Below are 26,697 nucleotides of genomic sequence, written 5' to 3'. Positions count from 1 at the left end.
TGTCTTTCCTAACGTCGAATCGAATTCAGATGACGCCTTCGCGACGCAAATTCGCGATTTGCGCCGGGGCATAACCGAGCTTCGCCAGCACCTCGTCGGTGTGCTCTCCCAGCAATGGCGGACGCCCCACTTCGGGATCGGCAAAGCCGTCGAATTTGAACGGCACCGGCAGCGCGCCGAACTTGCCGATGGACGGATGCTCGAACGCGCTCACCATGCCGCGCGCAATCACGTGCGGATCGGCGAGCACTTCGTCGACATGCTGGATGGGGCCTGCGGGCACACCCGCGGCGTCGCACGCGTCGCACAACTCGCGACGCGCTCTGCCCGCGATGGCGGCACTCAGCGCCGCCATCAGGCGGTCGCGATGCTCGACACGGCCCGCATTGGTCGACAGCGCGGCGTCGGCCGCCAGCGCGTCGAGGCCGAGCAACTCGCACAGCGGCAACCAGTGCTGATCGCTACACGTGATGTGGACGTAAGCCCCGTCACTGCACGCAAACGTGGCCGACGGCACCCGTCCCGGATGTTCCGTGCCCAGGCGCGGCGGCACTTCGCCCAGCGCGAAGTAACGACCCGCGGCCAGCGTCAGCAGACTGACCTGGCCGTCGAGCATCGAGAAATCGACGTGACAGCCTGCGCCCGTTTGCGTGCGCCCCTGCAAGGCACTCAGAATGGCAATCGCGATCCACAAACCCGACGACAAATCGGCGATCGGCAGCCCCGGCTTGACCGGACCGCCGCCGCGCTCGCCCGTCAGGCTCATCAGCCCGCCCATCGCCTGAAAGACGGTGTCGTAGCCCTTGCGGTTCGCGTATGGACCGGTCTGACCGAAACCCGTGCATGAGACGTAGATGAGCTTTGGGTTGGCTTCGCGCATCGCCGCCTGATCGAGGCCGTAGCGCTTGAGGGTGCCGACGGGGAAATTCTCCAGCAGCACGTCGGCGCGCGAGGCGAGATCGCGGATGATCGCGCGCCCCGCTTCCGTCTTCATGTTCGCCGTCACGGACTGCTTGCTGCGGTTGCAGGCGAAGTAGTACGCCGATTCGTCGCCGACTTTCGGCTCGAAAGTGCGCGTCTCGTCCCCGCTGCCCGGCTGCTCGATCTTGATGACCGTCGCGCCCAGTTCCGCAAGGATCATGTCGGCGAACGGGCACGCCAGTACGCGCGCCAATTCGAGGATCGTCACACCGGCCAGCGGCTTCATCGGTGCGCTCACGACTTCGGGGCGCGCTTGGGGAAGCTGCGCATCATCAGGTTCGTATCGAGCGAGACGTCGAACGCCTGCGTGAGGGGCAGATCCGCCACGCGATGGAACAGGCGCTTGGTCGCCGTCATCGACACCGGATCGTAGTCGGCCAGACGCGCGGCAAGCGCCACGGCGTCGTCGACCAGTGTGTCGTCGGGGCTGACACGATTGGCAAGGCCGAGCGCCAGCGCGCGCGACGCGTCGACGGTATCGCCTGTCGACACCAGCTCGAACGCCGTCTTGCGGCCCACCTGACGCACGAGATTGGCCATCACGATGGCCGCCACGATGCCGTGCTTCAGTTCCGGATAGCCGAGCTTGAGGCTCTCGCCCACGACCAGCAGATCGCAGGCCAGCGCCAGCCCTGCCCCGCCTCCCATCGCGTAGCCCTGCGCCGCACCGACGACCGGCGTACCGATCTCGACGAACGCCCGATGCAGCGACGTGGTGAGGTGCGCACGCTTGAGCGCGGCCTGCGAAGCGTCCGCATCGCTGCCGCCCGCCACGAAGCCGCCAAACTCCTTGACGTCGGCCCCGGCACAGAAGCTCTGTCCTGCCCCGGCGAGCACGATGGCGTTCACGCCGGGATCGGCGTCGGCCTCACGCAATGCCGCCAGCAGCGCCTGCGTCAGTTCGTTGTTCAGCGCGTTGCGCTTGTCGGGGCGATTCATCGTGATCACGCGCACAGCGCCGCGATCTTCGATCAACAGGGAGTCGGGATACGTCATGTTGCGGGAGGTTCGAGACATCGGATTCATCAGCCAGAGGTGAAACAGGGTATGACGGCTAGCCTAATCCACAAAATGTGACGTCGTCCAACAAAATAATCCTATCCTTACGTAGTCATCTCAATAAAATTTCGCCTAATCAGACAAAATACGGGAAACCCCTTGTATGGCGATTCATAAATTATTTGACATTGCATCGCATTAAGTGATTTCATGCGCTCCATCCGAACTCACTTCCGGCGCGCAGCGCCCGCATGTCATGTCCGATCTGATCCTGTGCGAATGCTTCGCCCGCGACGGTCTGCAGCACGAGACCGCGTTCCTCTGCACCGACACCAAACGCGACCTGATCGATCGGTTCGCGCGCGCCGGATTTCGTCGTGTGGAAGCCACGTCTTACTCCAACCCGGCCGTGGTGCCGCAGTTCGCCGACGCGAGCGAGTTGCTCACCGTGCTGCCCCGTGTCGACGGCGTTCACTACAAGGCGACGTGTGCCAACACGCGGGCCGTCGAGCGCGCGCTGAGCGATCTCGACGCCGGGATCGGCGTCAACGAAATCAGCCTGCTGGTCTCGGCGAGCGATTCGCACTCGGAGCGCAATCTCAAGCAGTCGCGTGCGGGTCAGTGGCTGCGCGTCGAATCGATGGCGAAGGCGGCGCAAGGCCGTTTCCGTCTGGTCGGCACGATTTCCGTGGCGTTCGGCTGTCCCTTTGAAGGCGCGATCGATCCGGCCAGCGTCATGGAAGACGTGGCCCGTTTCGCATCGCTCGGCGTGCAATACATCACGCTCGGCGACACCATCGGCGTAGCAACGCAGGCATCGACCAAGACGCTGTTCGCGCAGATGCTGTCGTCGTTTCCCGACGTCCACGCCATCGCGCACTTCCACGACACGCGTGGCACCGGCATCGTCAACTACCTCGCCGCGCTCGAAGCGGGCGTGAGCCACTTCGACGTCGCCTTCGGCGGTACGGGCGGTCATCCCGCAAAAGTGCAGTACGGCGGCGGCGTGACCGGCAACGTCTGCACGGAGGACTTCGTCAACGTGCTCGAAACGATGGGCGTGGACACCGGCATCGATCTGACGGCCATGATGGCCGCGTCGCAAGCCTGTGAGACGGCGCTCGGTCGCCAGTTGGCGAGCCGCGTAGCCCGCACCGGGCTCAATCCGATGTTGCTGCCGCCGTTGAGCGCCCGTGCGGCGACGATGCAATGAGCCGGGACGCCGCCGACCTCGACCGCGAACTGCGCACCGATTCGCAGTTCTGTCTCGATAACGGATTCGCACTCGTCGGCGCGGGCGACGGCACGGCCGTACTCGCGTGCGACGTGCTCGACCGACATACGAATCGTCACGGCAACGCCCACGGCGGCCTGATTGCTGCGCTGTTGGACACGGCGATGGGTGTCGCCACGCGCGCGAGCGGTGCCTACGACAACCTCGGCACGGCCAGCCTCACGATCAACTACCTGCGCCCGGCGCGTGGCCGCATCGCGGCACACGCGCGCGTGCGCCGCAGCGGCCGCTCGCTCGCGTTCTGCGAGGCCGAGGTACTCGACGCGGAAGGTCGCCCGCTCGCGACCGCCAGCGCCGTGTTTGCAGTCGCAACACGCAGTGCCTCGCCGCCGCCCTGATCCACCACTGCAACACCACAAAAACCACATCGGAGACACGTTTCATGCCTTTCGCAACACGACGCCGCCTCGGGTACGCTGCGGCCTGCCTGTCCTTTGCCTCGTCTGCACTGCTCGTCCCCGCGAGTGCGCACGCCGAAGTCACCCTTTATGGCCTGATCGACACGGCCATCCGCTACGAGACCAACGCCAACGCGAGCGACGGCAAGCTGTTCAGCGCCTCGCAAGGCTCGTTCACCGGGTCGCGCTGGGGCATCAAGGGCACCGAAAAACTTGCGCCGGATCTGGAGACGTTCTTCGTGCTGGAGAGCGGTTTCAGTCTCGACGACGGCACGTCGTTGCAAGGCACGAAGAGCGCGGGCTTCGGGCAGGCGTCGTCCAACGGTGCGGGACGGCTGTTCGGCCGCCAGGCATTCGTCGGCGTGCGCGGCAGCTACGGCGCGTTGTCGGTGGGCCGTCAGTACAGCCTGGGCTATACCGCGATGGGCGCAGCACAGATCTTCAACAACCCGAACCTCGACACCCTGATCGTCGCCAGCAACTATGTCGGCAGCCGTCTCGACAACACCGTGAAGTACACGCTCGACGCCGGTGGCTTCTCGCTGGGCACGGCCTACACCTTCGGCAACGCGGCGAGCGATACGCATGCGAACTCGGGTGTGGGTGTGACGGCGGGTTATACGGCGGGTGGCGTCAACGGCACGCTGCTGTACCAGCGCCTGACATCGGCGGACGGCACACAGTCGCGCAACACATTCGGCTTTTCGACGGGCGCGGCGTTCGGCGCGTGGCGGGCGACGGCAGGCTACCTGCACAGCCAACTGACAGAAGTCGAGACGCGTAGCAACGTGATGCTGCTCGGCCTGAGCTACAACCCGCTGCCTGCGCTCACGCTGGGGGTCGGAGGCTTCGTCGACTGGCAGGCGCAGCCGGGCGGCAAACGTACCGCCGTCTACGGTATGGCGGACTATCAGTTGAGCAAGCGCACGGACGTTTATCTCGAAGTGGACCACAACAACATCAGCGGCAAATACACGCTGATCGCCTCGCAAGGCACCTACGGCAGCAAGGTCGGGGTCTCGTTGGGGTTGCGTCATACGTTCTGACGGAACACTGAACTGTTCTGGCCGGGAAGCGGAACATCTGTATCTGTCATTGCGGTGGGGACGTGACTAGAATCGGGTCATTGCTCCCACCGATGAAGGATTTGCATGCTTCGCATTCTCGGCAGACCCGCGTCCATCAACGTGCGTAAGGTGTTGTGGGTCGCTCACGAGCTTGGCATTCCCTTCACCAACGAACCGTGGGGCGACGGCGACCCCTCGCGCAAGCTCGACGTCCCTGCGTTTGCGGCACTCAACCCGAACCTGATGGTGCCGGTGATCGAAGACGAGGACTTCGTCCTCTGGGAGTCGAACAGCATCCTGCGTTATCTCGCCGCGTCGCGCGAACGCAAAGACCTCTATCCCGTCGACCCGCGCGAGCGTGCCCGCGTCGACCAATGGATCGACTGGCAGTCGTCCGATCTGAATCCGGCGTGGAAGTACGCGTTTCTGTCGCTGATTCGTCGCTCGCCCGGCTACGACGATCCGCAGGCACTCGCCGCCAACACTGCACGCTGGAACGACTTCATGCGCGTACTCGAGCGTCAGTTGCAAACGACGCAGGCCTTCGTGAGCGGCGATCACTTCACGCTCGCCGACATCCCCGTCGGCCTGTCGGCGCATCGCTGGTTCAGCGTGCCGATCGAGCGTCCACAACTGGAGGCCGTGTCGGTCTACTACGAGACGCTGTCCGAGCGCGAAGGTTTCCGTCTGTACGGACGCAACGGCACGCCGTGAGACCGACGTGATAGCGACGTGAGGCCGCCACCAGGCCGCCATTAGCCTATTACGGCGCGGGTTGCTTTCGCTGCGTCCGCATTCCTTCAGCGCTGCGCCGACGTCGCCTCGGCCAACGTCTCGCGCATGACCTCGGCCAGCGCGATGACACCCGCTTCGATGTGCTCAAGCCGGATCGACGAAAAGCCGAGCCGGAACATGTTGCGCGGCGGGCGATCCCCCATGAAAAACACGTCGCCCGGCTCGATCAGAATGCCGCGCGACTTTGCCCGCGCCGCCAGCACGTTCGCGTTCAACTGCGACGGCCCCTGCACCCAGCACGACGCTCCGCCCTTCACACGCACGAACGACGCTTCCGGCATGTGCGTCGAGAGCGCCGCGCTCAGCACTTCGGCACGCTTGGCGTACGTGTCGGCCAGACGTCGCAACAGCGCGTCGTGATGGCCAAGCGCGAGGAACATCGAGAACGAACGCTGAATGAACGCCGACGGGTGACGGATCATCAACCGGCGCAACGCACGCAGCTCATTGACCAGCGCCGCTGGCGCGACGATATACCCCAGCCGCAATCCGGGCGCAAACGACTTCGACAGACTGCCGATGTAAATCACCCGGTCGCTGCGGTCCAGACTCTTGAGCGCCGGAATCGGAATGTCCGAATAGCTGTTCTCGCTCTCGTAATCGTCCTCGATCAACACGAAGTCGTCGGCCTCCGCGCGACGCAGCAACGCCTCGCGATGCGCGAGCGGCATCGTCGTGGTCGTGGGGCACTGGTGCGACGGCGTGACATACACGTAATCGCACTGCGACAAGCGCTCGTCCACCGGCAACCCGTGCTCGTCGACCGGCAGCCCGACCAGCTTCGGCGTGCGCATCGCAAAAATGTTTCTGGCATCGGGATAACCGGGGTCTTCGACGCCCACGGTCGTGCGTGCGCCTACCAGCAAATCCGCGAGCAGATACAGCGCCTGCTGCGCACCGTTGGTGAGCACGATCTGATCGGCATCGGCCCACACGCCGCGACGCGGCAACACGCGCGTGCGAATTTGCTGGATGAGCGTTTCGTCGTCGCGCGCGATCATGTCCGGCGCCCAGTCGCGAATCTCCATGACGGTAAGCGCCTTGTGGCAGCACTCGCGCCAGTCGGCAGTCGGGAACATCGTGGGATCGAACTGCCCGTAAATGAAGGGGTACTGGTACTGCTGCCAGTCGATGGGTTTGACGATGTTGCGCTGCGCCGAAGGCCGCACGACGTAGCGTCCCTCCCAGTCGGGCGTGGACGGATCCAGCGGCGCAATGGTGCCAGCGGATTCCATCGCGTCCCGTCCTTCCTGCGCGTGCTTCCCATCACGACCGTCACGACCGTCACGCCCCCCCCGGTCGCGCGCACTCGCGGGCTGCGACCCCACGCGCGGCGCGAGGATATCGCCATTGACGAAGTAACCACGCCGCTCCCGCGCGATCAGATAGCCTTCGTCGACCAACTGCTGGTAGGCCAGCACCACCGTGTTGCGCGCCACGCCCAGCCCTTCGGCCAGCTCGCGTGACGACGGCACGGCCGCACCGCGCATCAGACGCTCGTCCAGAATCGCCGACACGAGCATCTGACGAATCTGGCTCTGCAAACTCATGCCCGCTCGCGCCGACACCAAAAACAACTGGTTCCACATCGCCGCGGAAATCCGGCTCGACATCGCGTCCCCTTTTTGTCTGTCACTTCTAGAACGTCAATTATTACTCATGAGACGGTGACGTTTATTCCGAATTGGGGTTTATCCGCAGACGAGCGAAAACAGGCGAGATTCGAGCATTCATGCGGCTTGCAGGCCGATCATGGGGCAACTGGACCAGTTGGCATCATCAAATGCGGCCAACTGGCTCTAACGAACAAAAATGTGCGCGGCAATGATGCAGTCACTTGACGCCGATTTGTCATGCCAGATGCGTCAACCCGAGAGTTCCACCGAAAACCTTTCGAACCGAGGTGAACCATGACTGGACTTCCGAACCGACTGCGACGGGTGTTCGCGGCGACGGCGCTGGCGGCTGCGGCCTTGCCCGCAACCCTGGTGCTCGGATTGGCGGCACCCGCAACAGCGCAGGCGCAGGAGAAAGAGGTGACGATTGCGTACCAGCAGATCGTCGATCCGTGGCTGGTCGCCATTTCGAGCGGCGAATTCGAGAAAGCGACGGGTTACAAGATCCACTGGCGCCAGTTCGAATCGGGCGCCAAGGTCGCCACGGCGCTGGCCTCGGGCGACATCAAGATCGGCGTGCTTGGCTCCAGCCCGATGGCGGCGGCCGTCTCGCAAGGGCTCGACCTGCAACTCTTCTGGATCCTGGACGACATCAATCAGGCCGAAGCGATGGTCGTGCGCAACGCGTCGAACATCAAGACGCCGACCGACCTCAAGGGCAAGAAGATCGGCGTGCCGTTCGTCTCGACGACGCACTACCACACGATGTTCGCCCTGCAGCAATGGGGCATCAAGCCGACCGAAGTCCAGGTCCTGAACATGCAGCCGAACCAGATCGTAGCTGCATGGGAGCGCGGCGACATCGACGCGGCTTACGTGTGGGATCCGGCACTCGCGCAGATCAAGCAAAGCGGTCATGTGCTGATCACGTCGGGCGAATTGTCGAAGCAGGGCAAGCCGACGTTCGATGGCATCGCGGTCGACCGCAAGTGGGGTGAGGCGAACGCCGATTTCATGGCGAAATTCGTCAAGGTGATCGCCAGCGCCGATGCGGCTTACCGTCCGAATCAGGCGGCGTGGACGGCGGGCTCCCCGCAGGTGAAATCCATCGTCAAGACGATCGGCGGCAAGCCGGAAGACGTGCCGGGCGCACTGTCGCTCTACGCTTATCCGTCGGCCGAGCAACAGGCATCTGCGGAATGGCTCGGCGGCGGTAAGGATAGCCGCGCAGCGAAGGCACTGAAGGACACCGCCGACTTCCTGAAGCGTCAGCAGAAGATCAACGCTGTCAAGGCGGACTACACGCCGTTCGTCACGTCGCGTTACGTCGACGCCGCGCTCAAACTGAAGTAAGCCGCACCGGGGCCGACGCGCCGGGCAGTCGTGCGGCGCGCCATCCCCTCCCCCGATCGCTGGATTCGCTGGATCGACTGGAGAAGGGCTTCATGGAACAACTCATCGTCAACGACGTGAGCGTCGTATATCCCGGCCGGCGTCCCGGCGAGCAGGTGCAGGCGCTCGCCCACGTCGATCTGACCATCGCACCCGGTGATTTTGTTGTCGCGCTCGGCGCTTCGGGCTGCGGCAAGACCACGCTGCTCAGTCTGATGGCTGGCTTCATCGCCCCGACGTCCGGTGAATTGCTGCTCGGCGACGCCCCCATCGAGGGCCCCGGCGCCGACCGTGGCGTCGTCTTCCAGAAGCATGCGCTGCTGCCGTGGCTGAGCGTGATGGAAAACACCGAATTCGGTCTGAAGCTGCAAGGCATTCCCAAGACGGAGCGACGCGCCCGTGCTGCACGCAATCTCGCGCTCGTCGGCTTGCAGGACTTCCACAATCACATGATCTATCAGCTCTCTGGGGGCATGCAGCAGCGCGTGGGGATCGCGCGTGCGCTGACCTGCAATCCATCGATGCTGTTGATGGACGAACCGATGGCAGCGCTCGACGCGCTCACTCGCGAGACCATTCAGGAACTGTTGCTCGATGTCTGGCGCGAGACGCAGAAGATGATCTTCTTCATCACGCACAGCGTGGAAGAAGCGTTGTTTCTCGCGAGTCGCCTGATCGTGATGTCGCCGCGCCCCGGACGCATCACGCACACCTACGAACTCGACTTCAACAAGCGCTATCTCGAATGCCGCGATGCGCGCGCCATCAAGTCGAGCCCCGATTTCATCGCCATGCGCGAGACGGTGCTCAGCATCATCTACGGTGACGAGCGTGCCGGGCAGACTGCGTCTGCCGGTGCGGTCGCGGCCTGATGTGTCTGATCGAAGCCGGAGACGAGCCATCATGTTGACCAAACCCGTCACTACCCCGCAGGCGCCGTCCGCCACGAATGGCAGCGGCATGCAGCGCCCGCCCTCTGCCCTGAATACGCCGCGCGCACCGCGCCGCAAGGGGTTCTTCGCCCGCATGTTCGCTCCGCGCCCCGTGAAGGCCGGTGAATCGTTCGGCGCACCCGGTCAGGGACCGAGCCTGGCCATCAGCGTCGTGACCGTCTTCGCGCTACTGGCGATCTGGATCGCCATTACGTCGTCGGGAATGATCAAGCCTCTTTTCCTGCCGGGACCGCGCGCCATCGTCGAGAAGTTCATTCAGGTGTCGACCGAGGGTTTTGCAGGCTCGACGCTGTGGCAGCACACGCTCGCCAGTCTGTACCGCGTGTTCGGCGCGTTTGCGCTCGCATGTGTGACGGCGATTCCCGTCGGCATTCTGATGGGCGTCTCGCGCATCGGACGTGGCGTGTTCGACCCGCCCATCGAGTTCTATCGCCCGTTGCCGCCGCTGGCCTATCTGCCGCTCGTGATCATCTGGTTCGGCATCGGCGAGTTCTCGAAAGTGTTCCTGATTTATCTGGCGATCTTCGCGCCGCTGGCGATTGCGGCGCGGGCGGGCGTTCGCTCCGTTTCGATGGAGCAGATTCACGCGGCGTATTCGATGGGCGCATCGCCGCGCCAGATCGTGATGCACGTGATCGTGAAATCGGCGCTGCCGGAAATCTTCACCGGCATGCGCATCGGTATCGGCGTGGGCTGGACCACGCTGGTGGCCGCCGAAATGGTGGCGGCATCGAGCGGTCTCGGTTTCATGGTGCTCAACGCGGCGGAATTCCTCGCGTCGGACATCGTGATCATGGGGATCATCGTGATCGGCTTCTTCGCCTTCGGGTTCGATCTCATCATGCGCTATCTCGAGCGCGTACTCGTGCCCTGGAAAGGCAAGGTCTGACAAGGCAGAAGCAGTTGCGTTGGTCATCACAAAAAGACGCAGGGCGGCGCGCCCCCCGGTTCCTACCGCGCCGCACCTGAGGTCAAACAAGGTGTTAAGGAGGTTGTGTGGCAGTTGAGACATTCATCGGCAGTTCCCCCCTCGTTGCAGTCCTCGCAGTGATCCCCCGCTTCGCGCACCCGCTCACAGGAGGTCGTCATGGCCAATCGTGAAAACGGAACGCATCTGCAATCGAGCCTCAAACAACGTCACATGAGCATGATCGCGCTGGGCGGCGTGATCGGTGCCGGTCTGTTCGTCGGCAGCGGCGTGGTCGTGCACGCGGCAGGCCCCGCAGCGGTGCTGTCGTTTCTGATTACCGGCGCGCTGGTGGTGCTGGTCATGCGCATGCTCGGCGAAATGGCGTGCGCCATGCCTGCCGTGGGATCGTTCTACGAATATGCGCGGCTGGCGTGGAACGACAAGCCGGTCGGCGGCGAACTGGCCGGTTTCCTGACGGGTTGGATGTATTGGTACTTCTGGGTGATCGTGGTCGCCGTCGAGGCCGTGGCCGGTGCGAACCTGATCCAGTTCTGGTTGCCGGACATTCCGGCGTGGGCCATCAGTCTCGTGCTGCTCGTGGTGCTCACGCTGACGAATCTGGTGTCGGTCGCGTCATACGGCGAATTCGAATTCTGGTTCGCGTCGATCAAGGTCGCGGCGATCGTGGTGTTTCTGTTCCTCGGTGGACTGTTCGTGTTCGGCATGTGGCCGGGCGCGGTCGCCAGCACCGGACATCTGCTCTCGCACGGCGGCTTCATGCCGAACGGCATCGGCCCGGTGATGTCCGGAGCGGTAGCGGCGACAGGGTTCTACTTCGGTGCGGAGATCGTGACGATTGCCGCTGCCGAAGCCGCCGAGCCGCAGCAGGCGGTGGCACGTGCCACGAACTCGGTCATCGGCCGGGTGCTGTTCTTCTACATCGGCTCGATTCTGCTGGTCGTGATGCTCGTGCCCTGGAATTCGGCCGGTATGGCAACGCCGTATGTGAGTGCGCTCGAAGCGATGCGCATTCCGGCAGCCGCGCACATCATGAACGCCGTGGTGCTGACGGCGGTACTCTCCGCACTGAACTCGGGGCTGTACGCCTCGTCGCGCATGCTCTTTGCACTGACGCGTCGTGGCGACGCACCGCGCTCGCTTGCGAAACTGAACTCGCGCGGCGTGCCGGTGCGGGCGATTCTCGTCGGCACACTGTTCGGTTACGTGGCTGTGGTGATGTCGTATGTCTCGCCGGATACCGTGTTCGCGTTCCTCGTGAACTCTTACGGCACCGTGGCGATCTTCGTGTACGTGCTGATCGCGTTCTCGCAGTTGAAGCTGCGCAAGCGACTCGAGCGCGAAGCACCGGGCCGGCTCAAGATTCGTATGTGGGGATTTCCGTACCTCACGTGGGTGGCGATTCTCGGGATGTTGTCCATCGTCGGTGCGATGGCCTTCATTCCCGATCAACGCACCCCGCTGGCGCTGGGTGTCGTGAGTCTGACGGTGCTGCTGGTCGCGTTCACCGTGCGCTCGATCTGGCGCAAGCTGCGCTCGTCGGATCCGGAGTTCGACTCGCCAGTCTAGGCGGGAAAGCCGGAATTCGATGCGCAAGAGAGGCGACATGTGGGTACTGGCGCCCTCTCTTGCGCATCGCGTTATGGTGGAGCGCGACTCACTCGGACCGACGTGTGGCATCAGGCGGGGCGGCCCTCGATCGCTCGAGTCTTCTCTCGCCTAACAAACTTCTTATGTTCGACAAAAGTTGCGAGTGTATTTCCTCGGCCCGTGACAGTTGCCTCGCCCACGCAGCCTCAAAATCAGACCGGCTGATGTGTTCGACAAGCGCGGGGAGCGGCACGGGTTCATCGCCCGCTCCGGTTGTTGCTGGCACGTGCAAACGGCGCACACCCCTTAACTCGGCTTCCCCCGCGTACGCGCACAGTGCCATTTGCTGGCTAGCGACGGCTCTGCTAGTTCGACCGTCTTTCCAAAGCGCGAGCGCATCTCTGGCGAGCACGCTTGCCGCAAGCTTAGCTGCGTCTGCACCTTCGGCTGCGTTGCGTTTAGCGGAATAGAATTTCGCAAGCCTCAATAAGGCAGCCCCACAGTGCATATGATCCCCGACAAGAAAATACGCCTGCGCGCTATTGACGAGCATACGACGGATTGGAAATTCCTCGGTGTCCCCGTGCGTGCAGACACGGTCCGTAAGCGTCATCAGGGTAAATGCCAGTGCTTCCAGAACCGCCTTCACCTCGCTGAATTCTGCAATCGGTCTGCGATCAATGTATCGGTCGATCAGGTCGGACCAGACATGACATGTCTCGGTATCGGGTGTCTGCTCGTCAAAGTGCGCAAGCTTTGCGGAAAATATCTCCAGTAGCCAGTGACATCCATCCTCCTGATACATCAGCAGCCCCCGTACCTCATGGGTCGTCAATGCACCCTCGCCGGTTCCTAGCGAGGTACGTCCGAGAGGGATATGCAACCCGATATCCGGGACGGGAAGGACGATCTGCCCCCGAGGACCCACGTACGCGCGGTCGATCATCTTCGCTCTAACCTCTGCGGACAACGCGCCAAGCAGCGCTGCGCAATCCTGATCGACGAGATGAAGCTGGTTGGATTTGGCGAGAAACTCGCGGCCCCGACCGAACGAACCCACGTGGCAGCGCGCTGCGGCACGCAGGATCTCCTCCTTTTTTTCTTCGGACAGCCCGCGAAGCACAGGACCCAACAGTTCCGTGGAATCGAAGTTCCGCATGAAGTCGTCGATCACCTGCTCCGAGGGACAGTTGCCATCGTTGAACTGACGAGTGAAATCTTTCAGTTGAGCGATGGCGCTATCGCGATGACTTTGGGGCGGCGCGCCCGATACCGTGAGGATCTGGCCAATGATTTCAGAGATATTTGGCATACAGGATTACATCGGTTAAATACGAGATTTACGTTCGGCCCACAACGTTTCAAATTCGGATTGAGAGATATTTGTGCCGAGCGTGAGAGACGGCGAAGATCCTTCCTCCTCGGGAGGTACGGTGGCGCTCGCCTCACCTGCGGCGGCCGCTAACGCCCTTTCGGTCACATAGGCCGTGTATGCCAATTGTCGGCACTCGTCTGCATCCACATATCGCCCGACGTTCCAGAGGCCGAGCGCAGCACCGGCAAGAACATTTGCCGCAATCTTGTTCGCCCATGCCGCGTTGCGAAAATCGCTTCTTCGTTGGTGAAAATCGCCCATTTCGATCAAGCTTTCCGCACAGGATTTGGGATCGTCGGCATGAAAATACGCTATCGCACTATTGGTGAGCATGCGTGGTATTGGAAATTCGTGATGGAGCCCGCGCGCCGATACACGACCCGCCAGTGCTCTCAGTACAAATGCCAACACGCCCAACATCGTCCGATCATTGCTGAACTGATCGATCGGCTTGCCGTCGACGCATCGCTCAATCAAGTCGTTCCAGACATGGCATGCCTCGTTGTCCGGGTAGGCTGCATCGACACGCCCGAGCCCGGCGGAGAACTTCTCCAGCAGCGATTCCGACCGTCCTTCCTGATACATCAGCAGTTGCCTCACTTCGTACATCGTCAATGCGCCCTCTCCGGTACCTAACAAGGTACGTCCGAGGGGAATGCGCAATCCGATGCCCGGGAACTTGAGGACGATCTGCCCGCAATCGCCGAGACTTGCGAGAGTGATCATCGTCTCTTTGATCCGCGCGGGAAGCGCACCGATCAGGTCTGCAGAATCCTGGTCAACTTGGAGGAGCAGCCCACGGCGCTCAAGAAAATCGCGGCCCGCGCCGAACGTCGCCACGTGACTTCGCACCGCGCGACACAAGATCGCTTTCTTGTCCTGGTTGGCCAGCCAGTCAAGCGCCATATCGCCCGGTCCCATATGTGCAAAGCGACTCATGACCGCGTCGATTGCCGCGTCCGTGGGCGGGTCTGCGTCGACGAACAGATCGGTGATGCGCGTCAACTGATCGATTCGGCTTTCGCTGAGCCTATGGTTCGGATAGTTCGGGACCCGAAAGTTTGGCGGCGGGGCGGAATAGATTTCTGGCATGAACGTCGTCTCGCAGAGGCTTGGAGCCACCAGTCTGCGCCGGGGCTTGAGACGTTCTCTTTCAGTTTTCGCCGCGCTCGCGATCAGCGAATTCCCATCATCGGCGCGGCGAAGCCTTCATGAAGGCAAGTGAGATCTTGAACGCTGGTCTACGGGGTATCGCTATGGATTCCCGCAGCATTTACCGGTTCGTCCGGGGCTGCGTGCGCCTGCGCGACGGTCGAGCCGGAAGTGCCGCTGCTCACCGCCGCATTCGCGCGATGAGCCGCCGCCTTTTCATAAGCGTCATGCGCTTGCACCAGGCATTCGTTCCCTTCGGCCGACTTCCCCTGCGCCATCAATCGTTCAGCTATCTGATGGAACCTTCCCCCGGCACGCATGTACGCGCTGCTCGCGCGTTGTTCATCTCCGGCTTGCAAGTGGTAGCCCGCGATATCGATCCATCCTAATGCGACGTTCTTCCCATCCTGTGCGTGGTCGAATGCCTCCAGGCTGTCGCCAAGAATCCGAAAAAGCGGAAGATCGCTGGCGTACGAACATCCGGATACCCGGCTTCCCAACGCTCGCAAGGCCAATCCGAGTGTTCTCAATTCGGCGGGATCTGCGCTGAATTCTCTGATCGGTTTTCCACCAATGCAGCGCCCGATACAGGCATACCATGCCGCCCAGACGTCAATATCGGAATACGGCGTACGGGTATGGTCCATCTCATTGGAAAATTGCTCCAGAAGCGATGGTGTGTCCCCGTCGCGACCAAGGAGCAGTGCCCTGGCCTCGTCGTACGACAGCGCCCCCGGCTCGGCCCCGAAACACGAACGCCCCAGCGGAAGGTTCAGCGCAAGTTCGGGAAATGACAGGACGATCTGGAAACGCGGGCCAATCCACGCGCGCCGCAGCATGTGGTCCCGGGCATCGGAATGCAGTGCGCCCAGCAACTTTTGGGAGGCATCGATGGCATGACCCAGCATTTGATCTCGCACCAGAAAATCCCGTCCAGCGCCATACGACGACACGTGACATTGCCCGGCCCAGATCAGAATGTCCTGCTTGTGCCCGCAGGTAAAGCAATTACGTAGCGTGTCGATAGGCCCAAGATTCGCGAACCGCGCCAGGAAGCCCCGAAACTCGGCGTCGTCGGGCCACCCCGCTTCTTCCAGACGGCGGTTGAAGTCGTCGAGCAACGCCATCCGTCGCTCGCTAAGATTGGAATCCGGGTAGCGCTGTACAGGAAAGTTGGCGCCAGTGAGGGATGAGGTCGAAATCATGACTGTCGGGCAGACGGAGTGGGAGAACAATTAGTCTGAGTCCGAATGCACGATGCCACCTTTCATTTTTCGCCGTAGGGGTATCATCTGTCTTTCGCCACGGATCCGGTAAGCGCAGGTCCGCAGCAGGTGCTTGGACGAGCCCTGCTAGGCAAGACAGGGCGATGATTCGAGACGAGTCGCCTCCAACGCACTTTCGAATTTCGAGATTTCCTCATCCGACAGCACGCCGATGAAGACCATCGACGACGGCTGCACAGGCAGTTCCGGGCGCGCTCTGAATGTCACGCGTGCCCCCACGACATGCATCTCGCTGATGCCACCGGTCGGCGACACGACGAATCCTTTCGCTCGCAACAACTTACCCCGGAACATCAACATTGCCGCCCGCAGGCGATTGCGGTCCAACGCGCCGTCCATTTTCCAGACGAAGCTTCGCAGACCACTCGGCAACGCGTGCCCCGATGCGCGCAGCGGCCTCGGGCTTAGCAAACCGGGCAAATTCAGCGCTTCGTCGGGGAACAGAATCGCCGGTGGCACCACGCCGTTATCTGCCGTCACGACGATCTGCGTCGCACCGAGTCCGGCCAGCCGTTGGCGCGCCGCCTGCAACGCGTCGGGCGTCACGAGATCCGTCTTCGTCATGACGAGCGTGCTCGCCGCCATGATCTGCTTATGGGCGATGTCGCCGACATAGCGGTCGGCGAGTGTCTCCTCGACGCCGCACGCGTCAACCGCGACCAAAATGCCGTGCAATCGAAACGCTTTGTCCAGCAGCCCCACCTGGGCGATGCGCATGGGATCGGACACCCCGCTCGCTTCGATCACAAGCAGGTCGGGGCGCTGTGCGCGCTCACCGATGGCGATGAGCGTCTCCACAAGGCGCCCGCCGATGGTGCAGCACACGCAACCGTTTTCCAATCCGATCACGTCGTCGCTACGCTCCCGGATGAGCGATGCATCGACGTTGACCGAGCCGAAGTCGTTCACGAGCACCGTTACGCGTAAGCCATCCGCGTTGCGCAGCAGCGCGTTGACGAGGGTCGTTTTTCCAGCACCGAGATAGCCACCAAGGACGATCATCGGCACCGGTTCCCGTGCGACTTCGGCGTGGACTCGCGCGTCGGGCGTCTGGACGGTCATCATGTCGGCGCGCGGAAAATTTCGCCACCGAGGACAGTGCCCCACACAGGCATCTGACGCAAATCGTCGGTGGGCACCTCGTAAGGATCGGCTTCCAGCACCGCAAAGTCCGCGTACTTGCCGACTTCGACGCTGCCGATCAGATGATCCATCCCCAGCGAGAATGCTGCCCCCAGCGTAACGGCACGCAAGGCGTCGTCGACCGGCAAGCGCAACGACTCACCAAGCACCCGGCCGGACGACGTCTCGCGTTTGATGGCGCACCACGCGGTGAACAGCGGATTGAGTTGCGTGATTGGCGCGTCGGAGTGCAGTGCAAACGGCAAGCCCATCCGACGTGCGATCTCGGCCGCATCCATGCGATTCGCGCGATCCGGCCCCATCGTCTGCGTGTAATGCGCGTCGCCCCAGTAGTAGACGTGATTCGCGAAGAAATTCACGCACATGCCGAGGCGCTGCGCGCGCGTGAGTTGTGCGACGTCGGCCATCTGGCAGTGCTGCAACGTGTGACGATGGTCGGCGCGCGGATGCACTTCGAGCAGTTTCTCAATGGCGTCGAGCACCACTTCCGTGGCTTCGTCGCCATTCGTATGAATGTGCATTTGCAGCCCGGCCGTGTGGAACGGCAGGAATGTTTCGACCAGTTGCGACGGCGCGATCAGCCACAATCCGTTGGGCTTGCCGTTGTGATAGCCCGGCCAGCGAAGACGCGCCGTGAACCCTTGAATCGAGCCGTCAACGATGAACTTCACCGGTCCGTAATGCAACTTGTCCGTGTTGCGTTCGCGCGCATCGAGCACGCGTTGCGGCCCACCCTCTGGGCAACGCTGCGGGGCGAAGGCGGGCACGATGCGAATCGGATACTTCGCATCGGCCGTCGCCTCATGGAGATTTGTGTTGCCGGTCGGCGTCAGGTCGTTGACGAGATCGGTCGCCGTGGTCACACCGGCGAGTTGCGCGACACGGCCGAAATTCCAAATCGCGCGCGGACTCTCGCTCGCTGCAATCGACAGCCCCTCGCCGATGACGCGATACACCGGAAACATCGCCGCGAACTCCTGCAACTCTCCGGTCGGTTCGCCATCGTCACCGAGGACGATGCCCTCGACGTCCGCGTCGCCATCGATACCTGCGAGTTCTAGCATCGGCGTGTTCACGTTCATCAAATGGACGCTGGCATGCAGGATCGCGATGGGACGCGTCGCCGACACCGCATCGATATCGCGCGCGACCAGCGGCGCGTCGTCGAAGAAGATCGGATCGTAACCCCACGCGAGCAGCGGTTTGTGGTCGTCCGTCATGCGTTGCTCGGCGTCGCGCAGGCGGGCCAATACGTCGGACGGCGTCTTCAACCCTTCCCACAGATGACCGTCCGGGCCGCGCCGGTCGTAGTAACCGACATACACGGCGTCCCACATCGCGCCTTCCATCAGGTGGCAATGCCCCTCGACCAGACCGGGCATCAGCACTTTGTCGCGCAGCGTGTCGATGGGCGCAGCAGCCGTCCAGCGGCGCATGTCGTCGGCACCGCCCACGGCGAGAATCCGGCCATCGCACACCGCAACGTGGGTGGCCACAGGCTGCGCCGGATTCATCGTCACGATCTTGCGGGCGACGTACACGCGAATGTCGTCGCGGCTGGCGGTGTTGCTGTCCTGGTTGCTGTCTCCGCTGCTGTCTCTGCTGCTGTCTCTATCTGTCATCTTCACTTCTTGTAGGGGGAAAGCGTGCCCACCCCGGCGTCCATCGAACGGGCGGCGCGATGGCCGCCGAGGAGCAGGTTGAGCACCGACGTCACCACGACGTTGACGATCAGGCAAATCAGCCCGAGGTTGACGCCGCCGAGGTCCGGATTCTTGTAGTAAAGCACGAGTGCGAGGCCCTGCCCTGCCAGCACACCGGCGGCGACGGCAGTAGCGCGCACGCGCATGCGGAACACCACCGCGATCACGCCCGGCAGGAACTGCGTCACGCCGTAATACGCCATGTTGATGAGCGTGAGCATGAGGTTCGGCGTGAACAGCGTCAGCACGATGGAACCCAGCAGGTACAGCACGATCACCCCCTTCGAGCTGGCCTTCTGACGATGCTCAGGCATACCCGACAGAATGTTGCGCGTAACGATGGGGCCGAGCGCAAGGCAGATGCCTGCGAGCACGAGCAATCCCGAGAGCGCCGCCCCTGCGGCCACGAGGCCGACGAGCCACGACGGCAGCAACTGTGTCACGGCGGCGAAGAACGCTTCGTTGGGCGAGGCGAGCTGGATGTTCTGGCTGATCGCGTAGTACGACGCCAGCACCAGGAACGGATACATCAGCATATACAGCGGCATGGCGACCTGCGTGCGCCGGATCGTGGACGCACTCTTCGCGGTGAAGAAGTTCTGCACGCCAAACGGCATCACGTACATGCCGAGCGACTGGAACACGATGGTCGTCATCGCGAACGTGAGTTGTTGCGTGCTCATCGCGTTGCTCACGTGCTGGCTCGCGGCCTGAAAGACGGGCGTCACGCCGGACTCCCACGCCACCGCGACACCGGTGATCACGATGGCGGCGACCATCAGCACGTCTTTGAGCACCGCGATGTAGGCAGACGCCCGTACCCCGGCAATCGCGATGTAGACGAACGCCAGCAACGCGGAGAAGCTGATGAGCCACAGCGGCTGAAAATTCCACCCGAGTCCCTTGAGCGCCGCCACCAGCCCGGTGAACTGCAACTGCCCCCAAGGCAACAGGAAGACGATAGCCGTGATCGCGACCACCAGTTCGAGAAAGCGATTCTGGAAGTGCCCCTTGAACAAGTCAGGCAGCGTGATCGCGTTATAGCGCTTACCGGCGTCCCAGATTTTCGGGCCGAGAAAGTAGCCGACGGGATAGGCCAGCAGAATGTAGCCAAGGAACCACACGCCGTAGGTCGGCCCTTTGGCATAGATGCCGCCCGGAAAACCGACCATCGTGCCGATGCTGTAGATCTCACCGGCAGCGAGGAAGAATACGAGCCACGCGCCGAACTGGCGCGATGCGACAAAGAAGTCGTGCACGCTCTGCGGGCCGCGTCCGCCGCGCGCTCGCAATGCGAGGTAGACCGACAACAGAATGAAGCCGGCAAAGATGAGGGTTGCCATCGACGCAATCTCCGGAATTCGGAAAGTAATTCGGCACGTACGCGGGATCGGGGTGCCGTGGGTGCTGGCTCGGGTGAGCGCAGCACCGATTCAATGCGCGCTAAACGCGCCTGAGGCGAAGTCGCTAAGGAAGGACGCAGGACGTGCGCGTGGCGCATCGCATCACGCGGGGTCCTCGACGATATGCCGGTCGAAGAGCGTCCAGCACAGCCACAGGCAGACGGACGTGAGTACGAACCACAGGAAGATCCAGCCGTAGATAAACGGCACGCCGAGCACGTAGCGCTCGACGGAAGCTGCCCAGGGCAGCAGACCTACAACCCCGAGATACGGCAACCCGAGGCCAATCAACAATCTGAGCATGTCCCTTCTCCGTTGCGATCGTTACGGCCGCGAAAGTTCACGCGCCTGAGGGCGGCGCGGACCAGCAGACCTGTTGTGAGATTCAGTATCCCCGGCCAAAAATCGCGCCGTTTAGAGCCACATGCCAGAAAAGTTTGGTGCCAGAGAGGCGTGATACGCGACGCGTCTCATGTATCCGCAGCTTGGTGCCGACTTACGGTCTATAGCACTAAGTGCTACAGTTTTCGGCCATAATGCACGCATGAAAGCCATATGCCTTTAGCAAGGAAGGGAGTCAGCGAAAGCTGTGAGGGGAGAGTGCGGGTCTTCAAAACCCGAAGGTTTGCAAATGATGCCCGGGCTGCCGAAATATCCAACGATGAGTTGTACCGTGTGGCGATGAGGTGGGCCAGCGAAGGGGTTTGCGGTAATGCGCTGGACGCTGGCGTCGTCAAGGCGCGACTACGTAATGGAGATTTCCGAGCGCTACTCGTCGAGAAGGAAGAGGTATGGATCATCTTCGCATATCTGTTTGATAAGCAAGATGAAAAGAACGTCGGACCGAAAGCGCTGAAGGGCTTCAAGAAGCTGGCCAAAGACCTCAAGGGATTGCCGAAAAAGGGCATTGGAGACCATATTGCAGGCAGGTGCCTTAGTGGAGATTTGCGGAAAATGACCAAACCAGTTGTGGTATCCAAAGCCGCGGCCAAGCCTGGCCGGAAGGCCGCCATCAAGACGACCGATGCCTCATCCCGAACACGCATTGCGAGAGTGCGAAATCGCTCCTGTGTCGATGAGTCCGAGGCGCTGACCGCTATTCACGAGATTGCGAAAGACATGCACGTCGCTGGCGGCATCAATAAGCGGACGATGCGCGAATATGACGAATTGTGCGTTCCCACCGTTCCCAAGTACACAAAGACCGCGATCATCAAAATTCGCAAGAGCGTTCATGTAAGTCAGGGTGTTCTCGCGGCATATCTCAACACCAGTGCGTCGACGGTTCAAAAATGGGAAGCGGGCACGAAGAGGCCGAGCGGTGCAGCGGCAAAACTGCTTCAAGTCATCGAAAAACATGGACTCGCGGTGCTGGCGTAATCAGTCCACTACGCTGGCGCCATGTTCACGAAAAATGTGGCGCCAGTCAGGGACTTCCCTGACGAAGTCCAGGCCGTAGCCATGCGGCGATGCACTGGCACCATCACAAGTCTTCGGTGGTACTAATCCCACGAAATTGTTCTTGGCAGTATTGGCTCATTCTTTTCAGGAGCCAAACGTGGGTACGATTGAATCCTTCGCGCTGGATCGTCGCTCCGCAGCGCCATACGATCCGCTTTACGATCCGTTAGTCTCGTCCACCCCCGGGCTGGGCATGGACTATGCGCCGACCTATTGGGTGGCCACCGCAGGCGAGCCGCCGGAAGACGACGGACCGCTCGCAGGCGATGCCGATGTCGACGTGGTCATCGTCGGCGCAGGCTTCACCGGCCTGTCCACGGCGCTGTTCCTCGCACGCGAACACGGCATCCGGGCCACCGTCCTCGAAGCGAACCAGACGTGTTGGGGGTGCACCAGCCGCAACGGCGGTCAGGGCCAGAACGCCAGCGGACGTCTCTATCGTTCGCAATGGATCGATCGCTGGGGCAAGGACACCGCACTGCGTCTGGACGCCGAAATCCGCGAAGGCTTCAACACATTCAAATCGCTCATCGCCGAAGTGCCCGAGTGCGACCCGCAGCCGGGCGGCCATCTCTACATCGCACACCGCGACCGCAAGATGGACTTCCTGCGCAACGAAGCGCGCGTCATGCGCGATGTCTTCGGCTACGACACCCGCATCCTCTCGCGCGACGAAGTCCGCGAACAATACGTCGACGATCAGGAAAACTGCGGCGCACTGCACGAGCCCGACGGTATCGGCGTACACCCGCTCAAACTCGCCTTCGGCTATCTGCGCATGGCGCGTGCGCTCGGCGCGCGCGTGCATCCGTCGACGCCGGTGCTGGGTGTGGAGACGGTCAACGGCGTGCATCACGTGCGCACGCCGCGCGGTGTCGTGCGCGCCAAGGCCGTCGCGTTCGCCACCGGCGGCTACACGCGTAACGACGTCACGAAAGCGCTGCGCTCGAAGATCATGCCGATCCTGTCGAACTCGCTCGTCACACGCGTACTGACGCCAGACGAGATCGCCGCAACGAACTTCCGCACGCACGAGGTCATCACCGACACGCGCACGCTGCGCTATTACTACCGTCTGCTGCCCGATAAGCGGTTGCAGATCGGCAGCCGCAGTTCGATCACCGGGGCCGATGCGCAAAATCCGAAACACATGGCCGTGCTGGTCGAAGGCCTGCATCGCAAATTCCCCGCGCTCAAGGGCATTCGGATCGACTATTCGTGGTGGGGCTGGGTAGACGTGAGTCACGACATGATGCCGCGCGTCACACAACCCGATCCGCGTCAGAACCTCTTCTATGCCGTGGGCTACGGCGGCAACGGCGTGTCGTTCTCCGCACACGCCGGACGCCGCCTCGCCCAACGCATTGCCGGGCAGCGCGACCCGTCGTGGGATCTGCCGATCTACGACTCCGCGCTGCAATACCCGAACGTGTTCGGCACGGTGCAATGGCAAGGCTTCGCGCCATTCCGCCGCATCGGCCAGCGCTTTCTCTATCAGCGATATCACGCGCAGGACGAAGCCCGCTGATCGCGCCCATCCCGCCTATCCCACCTATCTCGCCTCTCTCTCGAATTTGGAATCTGCAATGACGACTCAGAACGACACCGCCGCCATCCAGTTGCTCACCACGTTCAACGACGCCTGGAACCGCCACGACATCGATGCCCTCATGGCTTGTATGACCGACACATGCGTGTTCCATGCCGTCGCGGGCCCCGACATGCTCGGGCGCACCTTCGAAGGCCGTGAGGCCGTGCGCGCGGCGTTCCAGTCCGCGTCGGAGAACTTCCCCGATGCGTCGTGGACCGAGGGCGTGCATTTCGTGGACGGCGATCGCGCCGTATCGGAATCGACGTTCCGCGGCACGAAGGCGGATGGCTCGCGTGTGGAAGCGCGCATGGTCGACGTGTTCACCCTGCGCGACGGCAAGATCGAAGTGAAGAATGCGTTCCGCAAGGACCGCCCGGCGTTCTGATCACGCCCTGAAGAATGCCCAGCTTGCCCGCCCCGCCCGACGGGGCGTTTTTTCTGAACGACGGCGACAGGCCTTCCTCGTCATCCAACAAACGTTTATTTATTTTTTTCAATACAAAACGTACCAAATAATAAAAATACCAATTGACGACGACGGCTTGATCCCCTAGATTTCAAATCAATCAACGAAATCGGAATTATTTGTTCCGTTTATTTTTCACTGGAGACACCCCATGAACGCCAAAGATCCGGCTACGGCCACCCAGCAACTGACGGCTTCCGATGCCGGTCCGCAAACGATGACGCCCTCGGAAGCGTTCGTCGAAACGATGGTCGCCAATGGCGTGAGCGAGATGTTCGGCATCATGGGTTCGGCCTTCATGGACGCGATGGACATCTTCGCGCCGGCCGGCATCCGTCTGATTCCGGTGGTGCACGAGCAGGGCGCTGGCCACATGGCCGACGGTTACGCTCGCGTGTCGGGCCGTCATGGTGTCGTGATCGGCCAGAACGGCCCCGGCATCAGCAACTGCGTGACGGCCATCGCCGCCGCGTACTGGGCGCATAGCCCGGTCGTGATCGTCACGCCCGAAGCGGGCACGATGGGTATCGGCCTCGGCGGTTTCCAGGAAGCGAAGCAACTGCCGATGTTCCAGGAATTCACGAAGTACCAGGGTCATGTGACGCACCCGGCACGTATGGCCGAGTTCACCGGCCGCTGCTTCGACCGCGCCATGGCCGAAATGGGCCCGACGCAACTCAACATCCCGCGCGACTACTTCTACGGCCAGATCAAGGCCGAGATTCCGCGTCCGCAACGTCTCGATCGCGGCGCTGGCGGCGACGAGCGTCTGAACGAAGCCGCCGAGCTGCTCGCGCAAGCCAAGTTCCCGGTCATCATCTCGGGCGGTGGTGTGGTCATGGCCGACGCCGTCGAAGAGTGCAAGGCACTGGCTGAGCGCCTCGGCGCACCGGTCGTGAACAGCTACCTGCACAACGACTCGTTCCCGGCCAACCATCCGCTGTGGTGCGGCCCGCTCGGCTATCAAGGCTCGAAGGCAGCCATGAAGCTGCTCGCACAAGCCGACGTCGTCGTCGCGCTCGGCTCGCGCCTCGGACCGTTCGGCACGCTGCCGCAGCACGGTCTGGACTACTGGCCGAAGAACGCCAAGATCATCCAGATCGATGCCGACCACAAGATGCTCGGCCTCGTGAAGAAGATCTCCGTGGGTATCTGCGGCGATGCGAAGGCTGCGGCCGTCGCCCTGTCGCAACGTCTGGCTGAGCGCACGCTCGCCTGCGACGCCACGCGTGCCGCCCGCGCCGACCAGATCGCCACGGAAAAGGCCGCCTGGGAGAAGGAACTCGACGACTGGACCCACGAGCGCGATCCGTACAGCCTTGACATGATCGAAGAGCAGAAGCACGAGAAGACGTTCAACGGCGGCGAGTATCTGCACCCGCGTCAGGTGCTGCGCGAACTCGAAAAGGCGATGCCGGAAGACGTCATGGTCTCGACCGACATCGGCAACATCAACTCGGTGGCCAACAGCTACCTGCGCTTTAACAAGCCGCGCAGCTTCTTCGCCGCCATGAGCTGGGGCAACTGCGGCTACGCGTTCCCGACGATCATCGGCGCGAAGGTGGCCGCACCGCACCGCCCGGCCGTGTCGTACGCGGGCGACGGCGCGTGGGGCATGAGCCTGATGGAAACGCTCACGTGCATGCGTCACAACATTCCGGTCACGGCCGTGGTCTTCCACAACCGTCAATGGGGTGCCGAGAAGAAGAACCAGGTCGACTTCTACAACCGTCGCTTCGTCGCCGGTGAACTGGACAGCCCGAGCTTCGCCAACATCGCCCGTGCGATGGGTGCGGAAGGCATCGTGGTCGATCGTCTCGAAGACGTCGGCCCGGCGCTCAAGAAGGCCATCGACATGCAGATGAACCACGGCAAGACGACCATCATCGAAATCATGTGCACGCGCGAACTGGGCGATCCGTTCCGTCGCGACGCGCTCTCGAAGCCGGTGCGCATGCTCGACAAGTACAAGGACTACGTCTGACGCGGTAGCGGTGCTTCGTGTGACAGCGCTCCCGGCTCTGTGGGTGCCGGGGGCGCATTTTTTATTTCTTCGACATCATGAAAGCCATCAACCGCATTATCGATACCGCGCGCCGTGCCCCGATGCGCATCGTGCTGTGCGAGTCGGACGACGCGCGCGTGCTCGCGGCCGCCGCGCGCGCCACGCGTGAGGGCATTGCGCGCATCGTGCTCGTCGGCGACATCGCCCGAACGCAGCGCGCCGCTGGGGACGCCCGCATCGATCTCGCCGGGATGGAGCTGATCGATCCGGCGACCTCGGACATGACCGAAGCCTTCTCGCATATCTGGTACGGCGTCCGCTCGAAGAAGGGCATGACGCGCGAGCAGGCGCTTGCGGAAATGCGCACGCCGCTAGGCTTCGCCAACATGATGGTGCGCCTCGGTCACGCGGACGGCTCCGTCGCGGGCGCCGTCAACACCACGGCCGACGTGGTCCGTATGGCGATTCAGATCATCGGTGTGCAGCCGTCGTTCAAGCTCGTGTCGAGCTTCTTCCTGATGATGCTCTGCGAGCCGTTCCACACGATGAAGGGCGGGCTGATCTTCTCGGACTGCGCGCTCGTCGTCGATCCCGATGCAGAACAACTCGCGCAGATTGCGCTTGCCGCGGCCGATAGCGCCGCTGCGTTGCTCATGGAGCCACCGCGTGTCGCCATGCTGTCGTTCTCGACCAGCGGCAGCGCCAAGCATGCGGCTGTCGACAAGGTCGTGGAAGCGACGCGTCTCGTCAAAGAAGCACGGCCGCAACTGGCCATCGACGGCGACGTTCAGCTCGACGCCGCCATCGTCTCCGAAATCGCCCAGCGCAAAGTCGTGCACTCGCAGATCGAAGGGCACGCCAATACGCTGATCTTCCCGAGTCTGGACGCAGGCAACATCGGCTACAAGCTGGCGGAACGCATCGGCGGTGCGAAGGCCATCGGCCCGCTGCTTCAGGGGCTTAACCGCCCGGCGAACGACCTGTCGCGCGGGTGCAGCGCCGACGACATCTACTACGTGATCGGCGTGACCTGCGTGCAGGCGCAAGCCGCTCGGGCCAAGCTGACCGGCGTGTCGCCGCTCGCCATTCGTGCATGAGT

Annotated in this window: 23 protein-coding genes and 1 pseudogene; 14 read left to right on the top strand and 10 right to left on the bottom strand. The window is 62.5% G+C overall.

From position 1 onward, the window contains the following. Positions 1 to 25: 25 nt before the first annotated feature. Complete coding sequence (locus MB84_RS03935) at positions 26 to 1,219, bottom strand: CaiB/BaiF CoA transferase family protein (protein ID WP_245725477.1); 1,194 nt, start codon at positions 1,217 to 1,219, stop codon at positions 26 to 28. After that, the gene (locus MB84_RS03930) at positions 1,216 to 1,998 is read right to left on the bottom strand and encodes an enoyl-CoA hydratase/isomerase family protein (protein ID WP_245725476.1); all 783 of its coding nucleotides are present in this window, start codon (positions 1,996 to 1,998) and stop codon (positions 1,216 to 1,218) included. The genes MB84_RS03935 and MB84_RS03930 overlap by 4 nt, the downstream gene beginning before the upstream one ends. A gap of 238 nt (positions 1,999 to 2,236) precedes the next feature. Between MB84_RS03930 and MB84_RS03925 the strand changes: the two genes are divergently transcribed. From MB84_RS03925 to MB84_RS03910, 4 genes are all read left to right on the top strand, one after another. Next, a complete protein-coding gene (locus MB84_RS03925) occupies positions 2,237 to 3,193 on the top strand; it encodes a hydroxymethylglutaryl-CoA lyase (RefSeq protein ID WP_046290831.1) in 957 nt (318 codons plus the stop codon). Continuing rightward, positions 3,190 to 3,612, top strand: coding sequence for a PaaI family thioesterase (locus MB84_RS03920; protein WP_052652930.1), 423 nt, complete (start codon positions 3,190 to 3,192; stop codon positions 3,610 to 3,612). Before MB84_RS03925 ends, MB84_RS03920 begins: the two co-directional genes overlap by 4 nt. Positions 3,613 to 3,656: 44 nt before the next feature. Further along, positions 3,657 to 4,718 (top strand): porin, encoded by a 1,062-nt coding sequence (locus tag MB84_RS03915; RefSeq protein WP_052652928.1) that lies wholly within the window; start codon positions 3,657 to 3,659, stop codon positions 4,716 to 4,718. Between the two features lie 105 nt (positions 4,719 to 4,823). After that, on the top strand, positions 4,824 to 5,453 hold the full coding sequence (locus tag MB84_RS03910; protein WP_046290830.1) for a glutathione S-transferase family protein: 630 nt from the start codon (positions 4,824 to 4,826) through the stop codon (positions 5,451 to 5,453). 86 nt (positions 5,454 to 5,539) lie between these two features. Here the strand turns inward: MB84_RS03910 and pdxR are convergent, their stop codons facing one another. Beyond that, entirely contained in the window at positions 5,540 to 7,147 is a 1,608-nt protein-coding gene (pdxR, locus tag MB84_RS03905; RefSeq protein ID WP_046290829.1) for a MocR-like pyridoxine biosynthesis transcription factor PdxR, read from the bottom strand. Positions 7,148 to 7,444: 297 nt separating this feature from the next. Between pdxR and tauA the strand changes: the two genes are divergently transcribed. The 4 genes from tauA to MB84_RS03885 all read left to right on the top strand — a co-directional run bounded on the left by tauA (position 7,445) and on the right by MB84_RS03885 (position 11,992). Beyond that, the gene (gene tauA / locus MB84_RS03900) at positions 7,445 to 8,503 is read left to right on the top strand and encodes a taurine ABC transporter substrate-binding protein (RefSeq protein WP_157122628.1); all 1,059 of its coding nucleotides are present in this window, start codon (positions 7,445 to 7,447) and stop codon (positions 8,501 to 8,503) included. A gap of 92 nt (positions 8,504 to 8,595) precedes the next feature. Then, positions 8,596 to 9,414: a taurine ABC transporter ATP-binding protein gene (locus tag MB84_RS03895; protein ID WP_046290828.1), complete on the top strand. Its 819-nt coding sequence runs from the start codon at positions 8,596 to 8,598 to the stop codon at positions 9,412 to 9,414. Positions 9,415 to 9,568: 154 nt separating this feature from the next. After that, on the top strand, positions 9,569 to 10,384 hold the full coding sequence (locus tag MB84_RS03890) for an ABC transporter permease subunit (RefSeq protein ID WP_157122864.1): 816 nt from the start codon (positions 9,569 to 9,571) through the stop codon (positions 10,382 to 10,384). 198 nt (positions 10,385 to 10,582) lie between these two features. Continuing rightward, positions 10,583 to 11,992 carry an amino acid permease gene (locus tag MB84_RS03885; RefSeq protein ID WP_046290827.1) on the top strand — a complete coding sequence of 470 codons (1,410 nt, stop codon included), beginning with the start codon at positions 10,583 to 10,585 and terminating at the stop codon, positions 11,990 to 11,992. Positions 11,993 to 12,080: 88 nt separating this feature from the next. On the opposite strand, the gene MB84_RS03880 is transcribed toward MB84_RS03885, so the two are convergent. From MB84_RS03880 to MB84_RS03850, 7 genes are all read right to left on the bottom strand, one after another. Next, positions 12,081 to 13,325, bottom strand: a complete 1,245-nt coding sequence (locus tag MB84_RS03880; RefSeq protein ID WP_046290826.1) for a hypothetical protein — start codon at positions 13,323 to 13,325, stop codon at positions 12,081 to 12,083. A 15-nt stretch (positions 13,326 to 13,340) separates the two neighbouring features. Then, a complete protein-coding gene (locus MB84_RS03875; RefSeq protein WP_157122627.1) occupies positions 13,341 to 14,480 on the bottom strand; it encodes a hypothetical protein in 1,140 nt (379 codons plus the stop codon). 149 nt (positions 14,481 to 14,629) lie between these two features. Continuing rightward, positions 14,630 to 15,667, bottom strand: a complete 1,038-nt coding sequence (locus MB84_RS03870) for a hypothetical protein (RefSeq protein ID WP_046290824.1) — start codon at positions 15,665 to 15,667, stop codon at positions 14,630 to 14,632. A 225-nt stretch (positions 15,668 to 15,892) separates the two neighbouring features. After that, complete coding sequence (locus MB84_RS03865; protein ID WP_245725475.1) at positions 15,893 to 16,891, bottom strand: CobW family GTP-binding protein; 999 nt, start codon at positions 16,889 to 16,891, stop codon at positions 15,893 to 15,895. Next, positions 16,888 to 18,483 carry an amidohydrolase gene (locus tag MB84_RS03860; protein ID WP_046293382.1) on the bottom strand — a complete coding sequence of 532 codons (1,596 nt, stop codon included), beginning with the start codon at positions 18,481 to 18,483 and terminating at the stop codon, positions 16,888 to 16,890. Before MB84_RS03860 ends, MB84_RS03865 begins: the two co-directional genes overlap by 4 nt. A gap of 110 nt (positions 18,484 to 18,593) precedes the next feature. Then, the gene (locus MB84_RS03855) at positions 18,594 to 20,015 is read right to left on the bottom strand and encodes a sodium:solute symporter family protein (RefSeq protein WP_046290823.1); all 1,422 of its coding nucleotides are present in this window, start codon (positions 20,013 to 20,015) and stop codon (positions 18,594 to 18,596) included. A gap of 162 nt (positions 20,016 to 20,177) precedes the next feature. Further along, positions 20,178 to 20,378 carry a DUF3311 domain-containing protein gene (locus tag MB84_RS03850; protein ID WP_039395941.1) on the bottom strand — a complete coding sequence of 67 codons (201 nt, stop codon included), beginning with the start codon at positions 20,376 to 20,378 and terminating at the stop codon, positions 20,178 to 20,180. Positions 20,379 to 20,630: 252 nt separating this feature from the next. Between MB84_RS03850 and MB84_RS30855 the strand changes: the two are divergent. The 6 genes and pseudogenes from MB84_RS30855 to pta form a co-directional block, all read left to right on the top strand. Next, positions 20,631 to 20,933: pseudogene (locus tag MB84_RS30855) on the top strand (type II toxin-antitoxin system RelE/ParE family toxin); the annotation flags it as partial. A 261-nt stretch (positions 20,934 to 21,194) separates the two neighbouring features. Continuing rightward, entirely contained in the window at positions 21,195 to 21,455 is a 261-nt protein-coding gene (locus MB84_RS30850; RefSeq protein WP_245725554.1) for a helix-turn-helix domain-containing protein, read from the top strand. 178 nt (positions 21,456 to 21,633) lie between these two features. Then, positions 21,634 to 23,064: an NAD(P)/FAD-dependent oxidoreductase gene (locus MB84_RS03840; protein WP_046290822.1), complete on the top strand. Its 1,431-nt coding sequence runs from the start codon at positions 21,634 to 21,636 to the stop codon at positions 23,062 to 23,064. Between the two features lie 58 nt (positions 23,065 to 23,122). Next, positions 23,123 to 23,512 (top strand): nuclear transport factor 2 family protein, encoded by a 390-nt coding sequence (locus MB84_RS03835; RefSeq protein WP_046290821.1) that lies wholly within the window; start codon positions 23,123 to 23,125, stop codon positions 23,510 to 23,512. Positions 23,513 to 23,744: 232 nt separating this feature from the next. Continuing rightward, positions 23,745 to 25,577 carry a sulfoacetaldehyde acetyltransferase gene (xsc, locus tag MB84_RS03830; protein WP_211279341.1) on the top strand — a complete coding sequence of 611 codons (1,833 nt, stop codon included), beginning with the start codon at positions 23,745 to 23,747 and terminating at the stop codon, positions 25,575 to 25,577. Positions 25,578 to 25,654: 77 nt separating this feature from the next. Continuing rightward, the gene (pta, locus tag MB84_RS03825; protein WP_046290820.1) at positions 25,655 to 26,695 is read left to right on the top strand and encodes a phosphate acetyltransferase; all 1,041 of its coding nucleotides are present in this window, start codon (positions 25,655 to 25,657) and stop codon (positions 26,693 to 26,695) included. Positions 26,696 to 26,697: the final 2 nt, after the last annotated feature.

The sequence above is a fragment of the Pandoraea oxalativorans genome (genome assembly GCF_000972785.3).
In the GTDB taxonomy this organism is placed as follows: domain Bacteria; phylum Pseudomonadota; class Gammaproteobacteria; order Burkholderiales; family Burkholderiaceae; genus Pandoraea; species Pandoraea oxalativorans.
The sequence above is the reverse complement of the archived record's forward strand: the minus strand, read 5'-3'. Positions and strand labels throughout refer to the sequence as shown.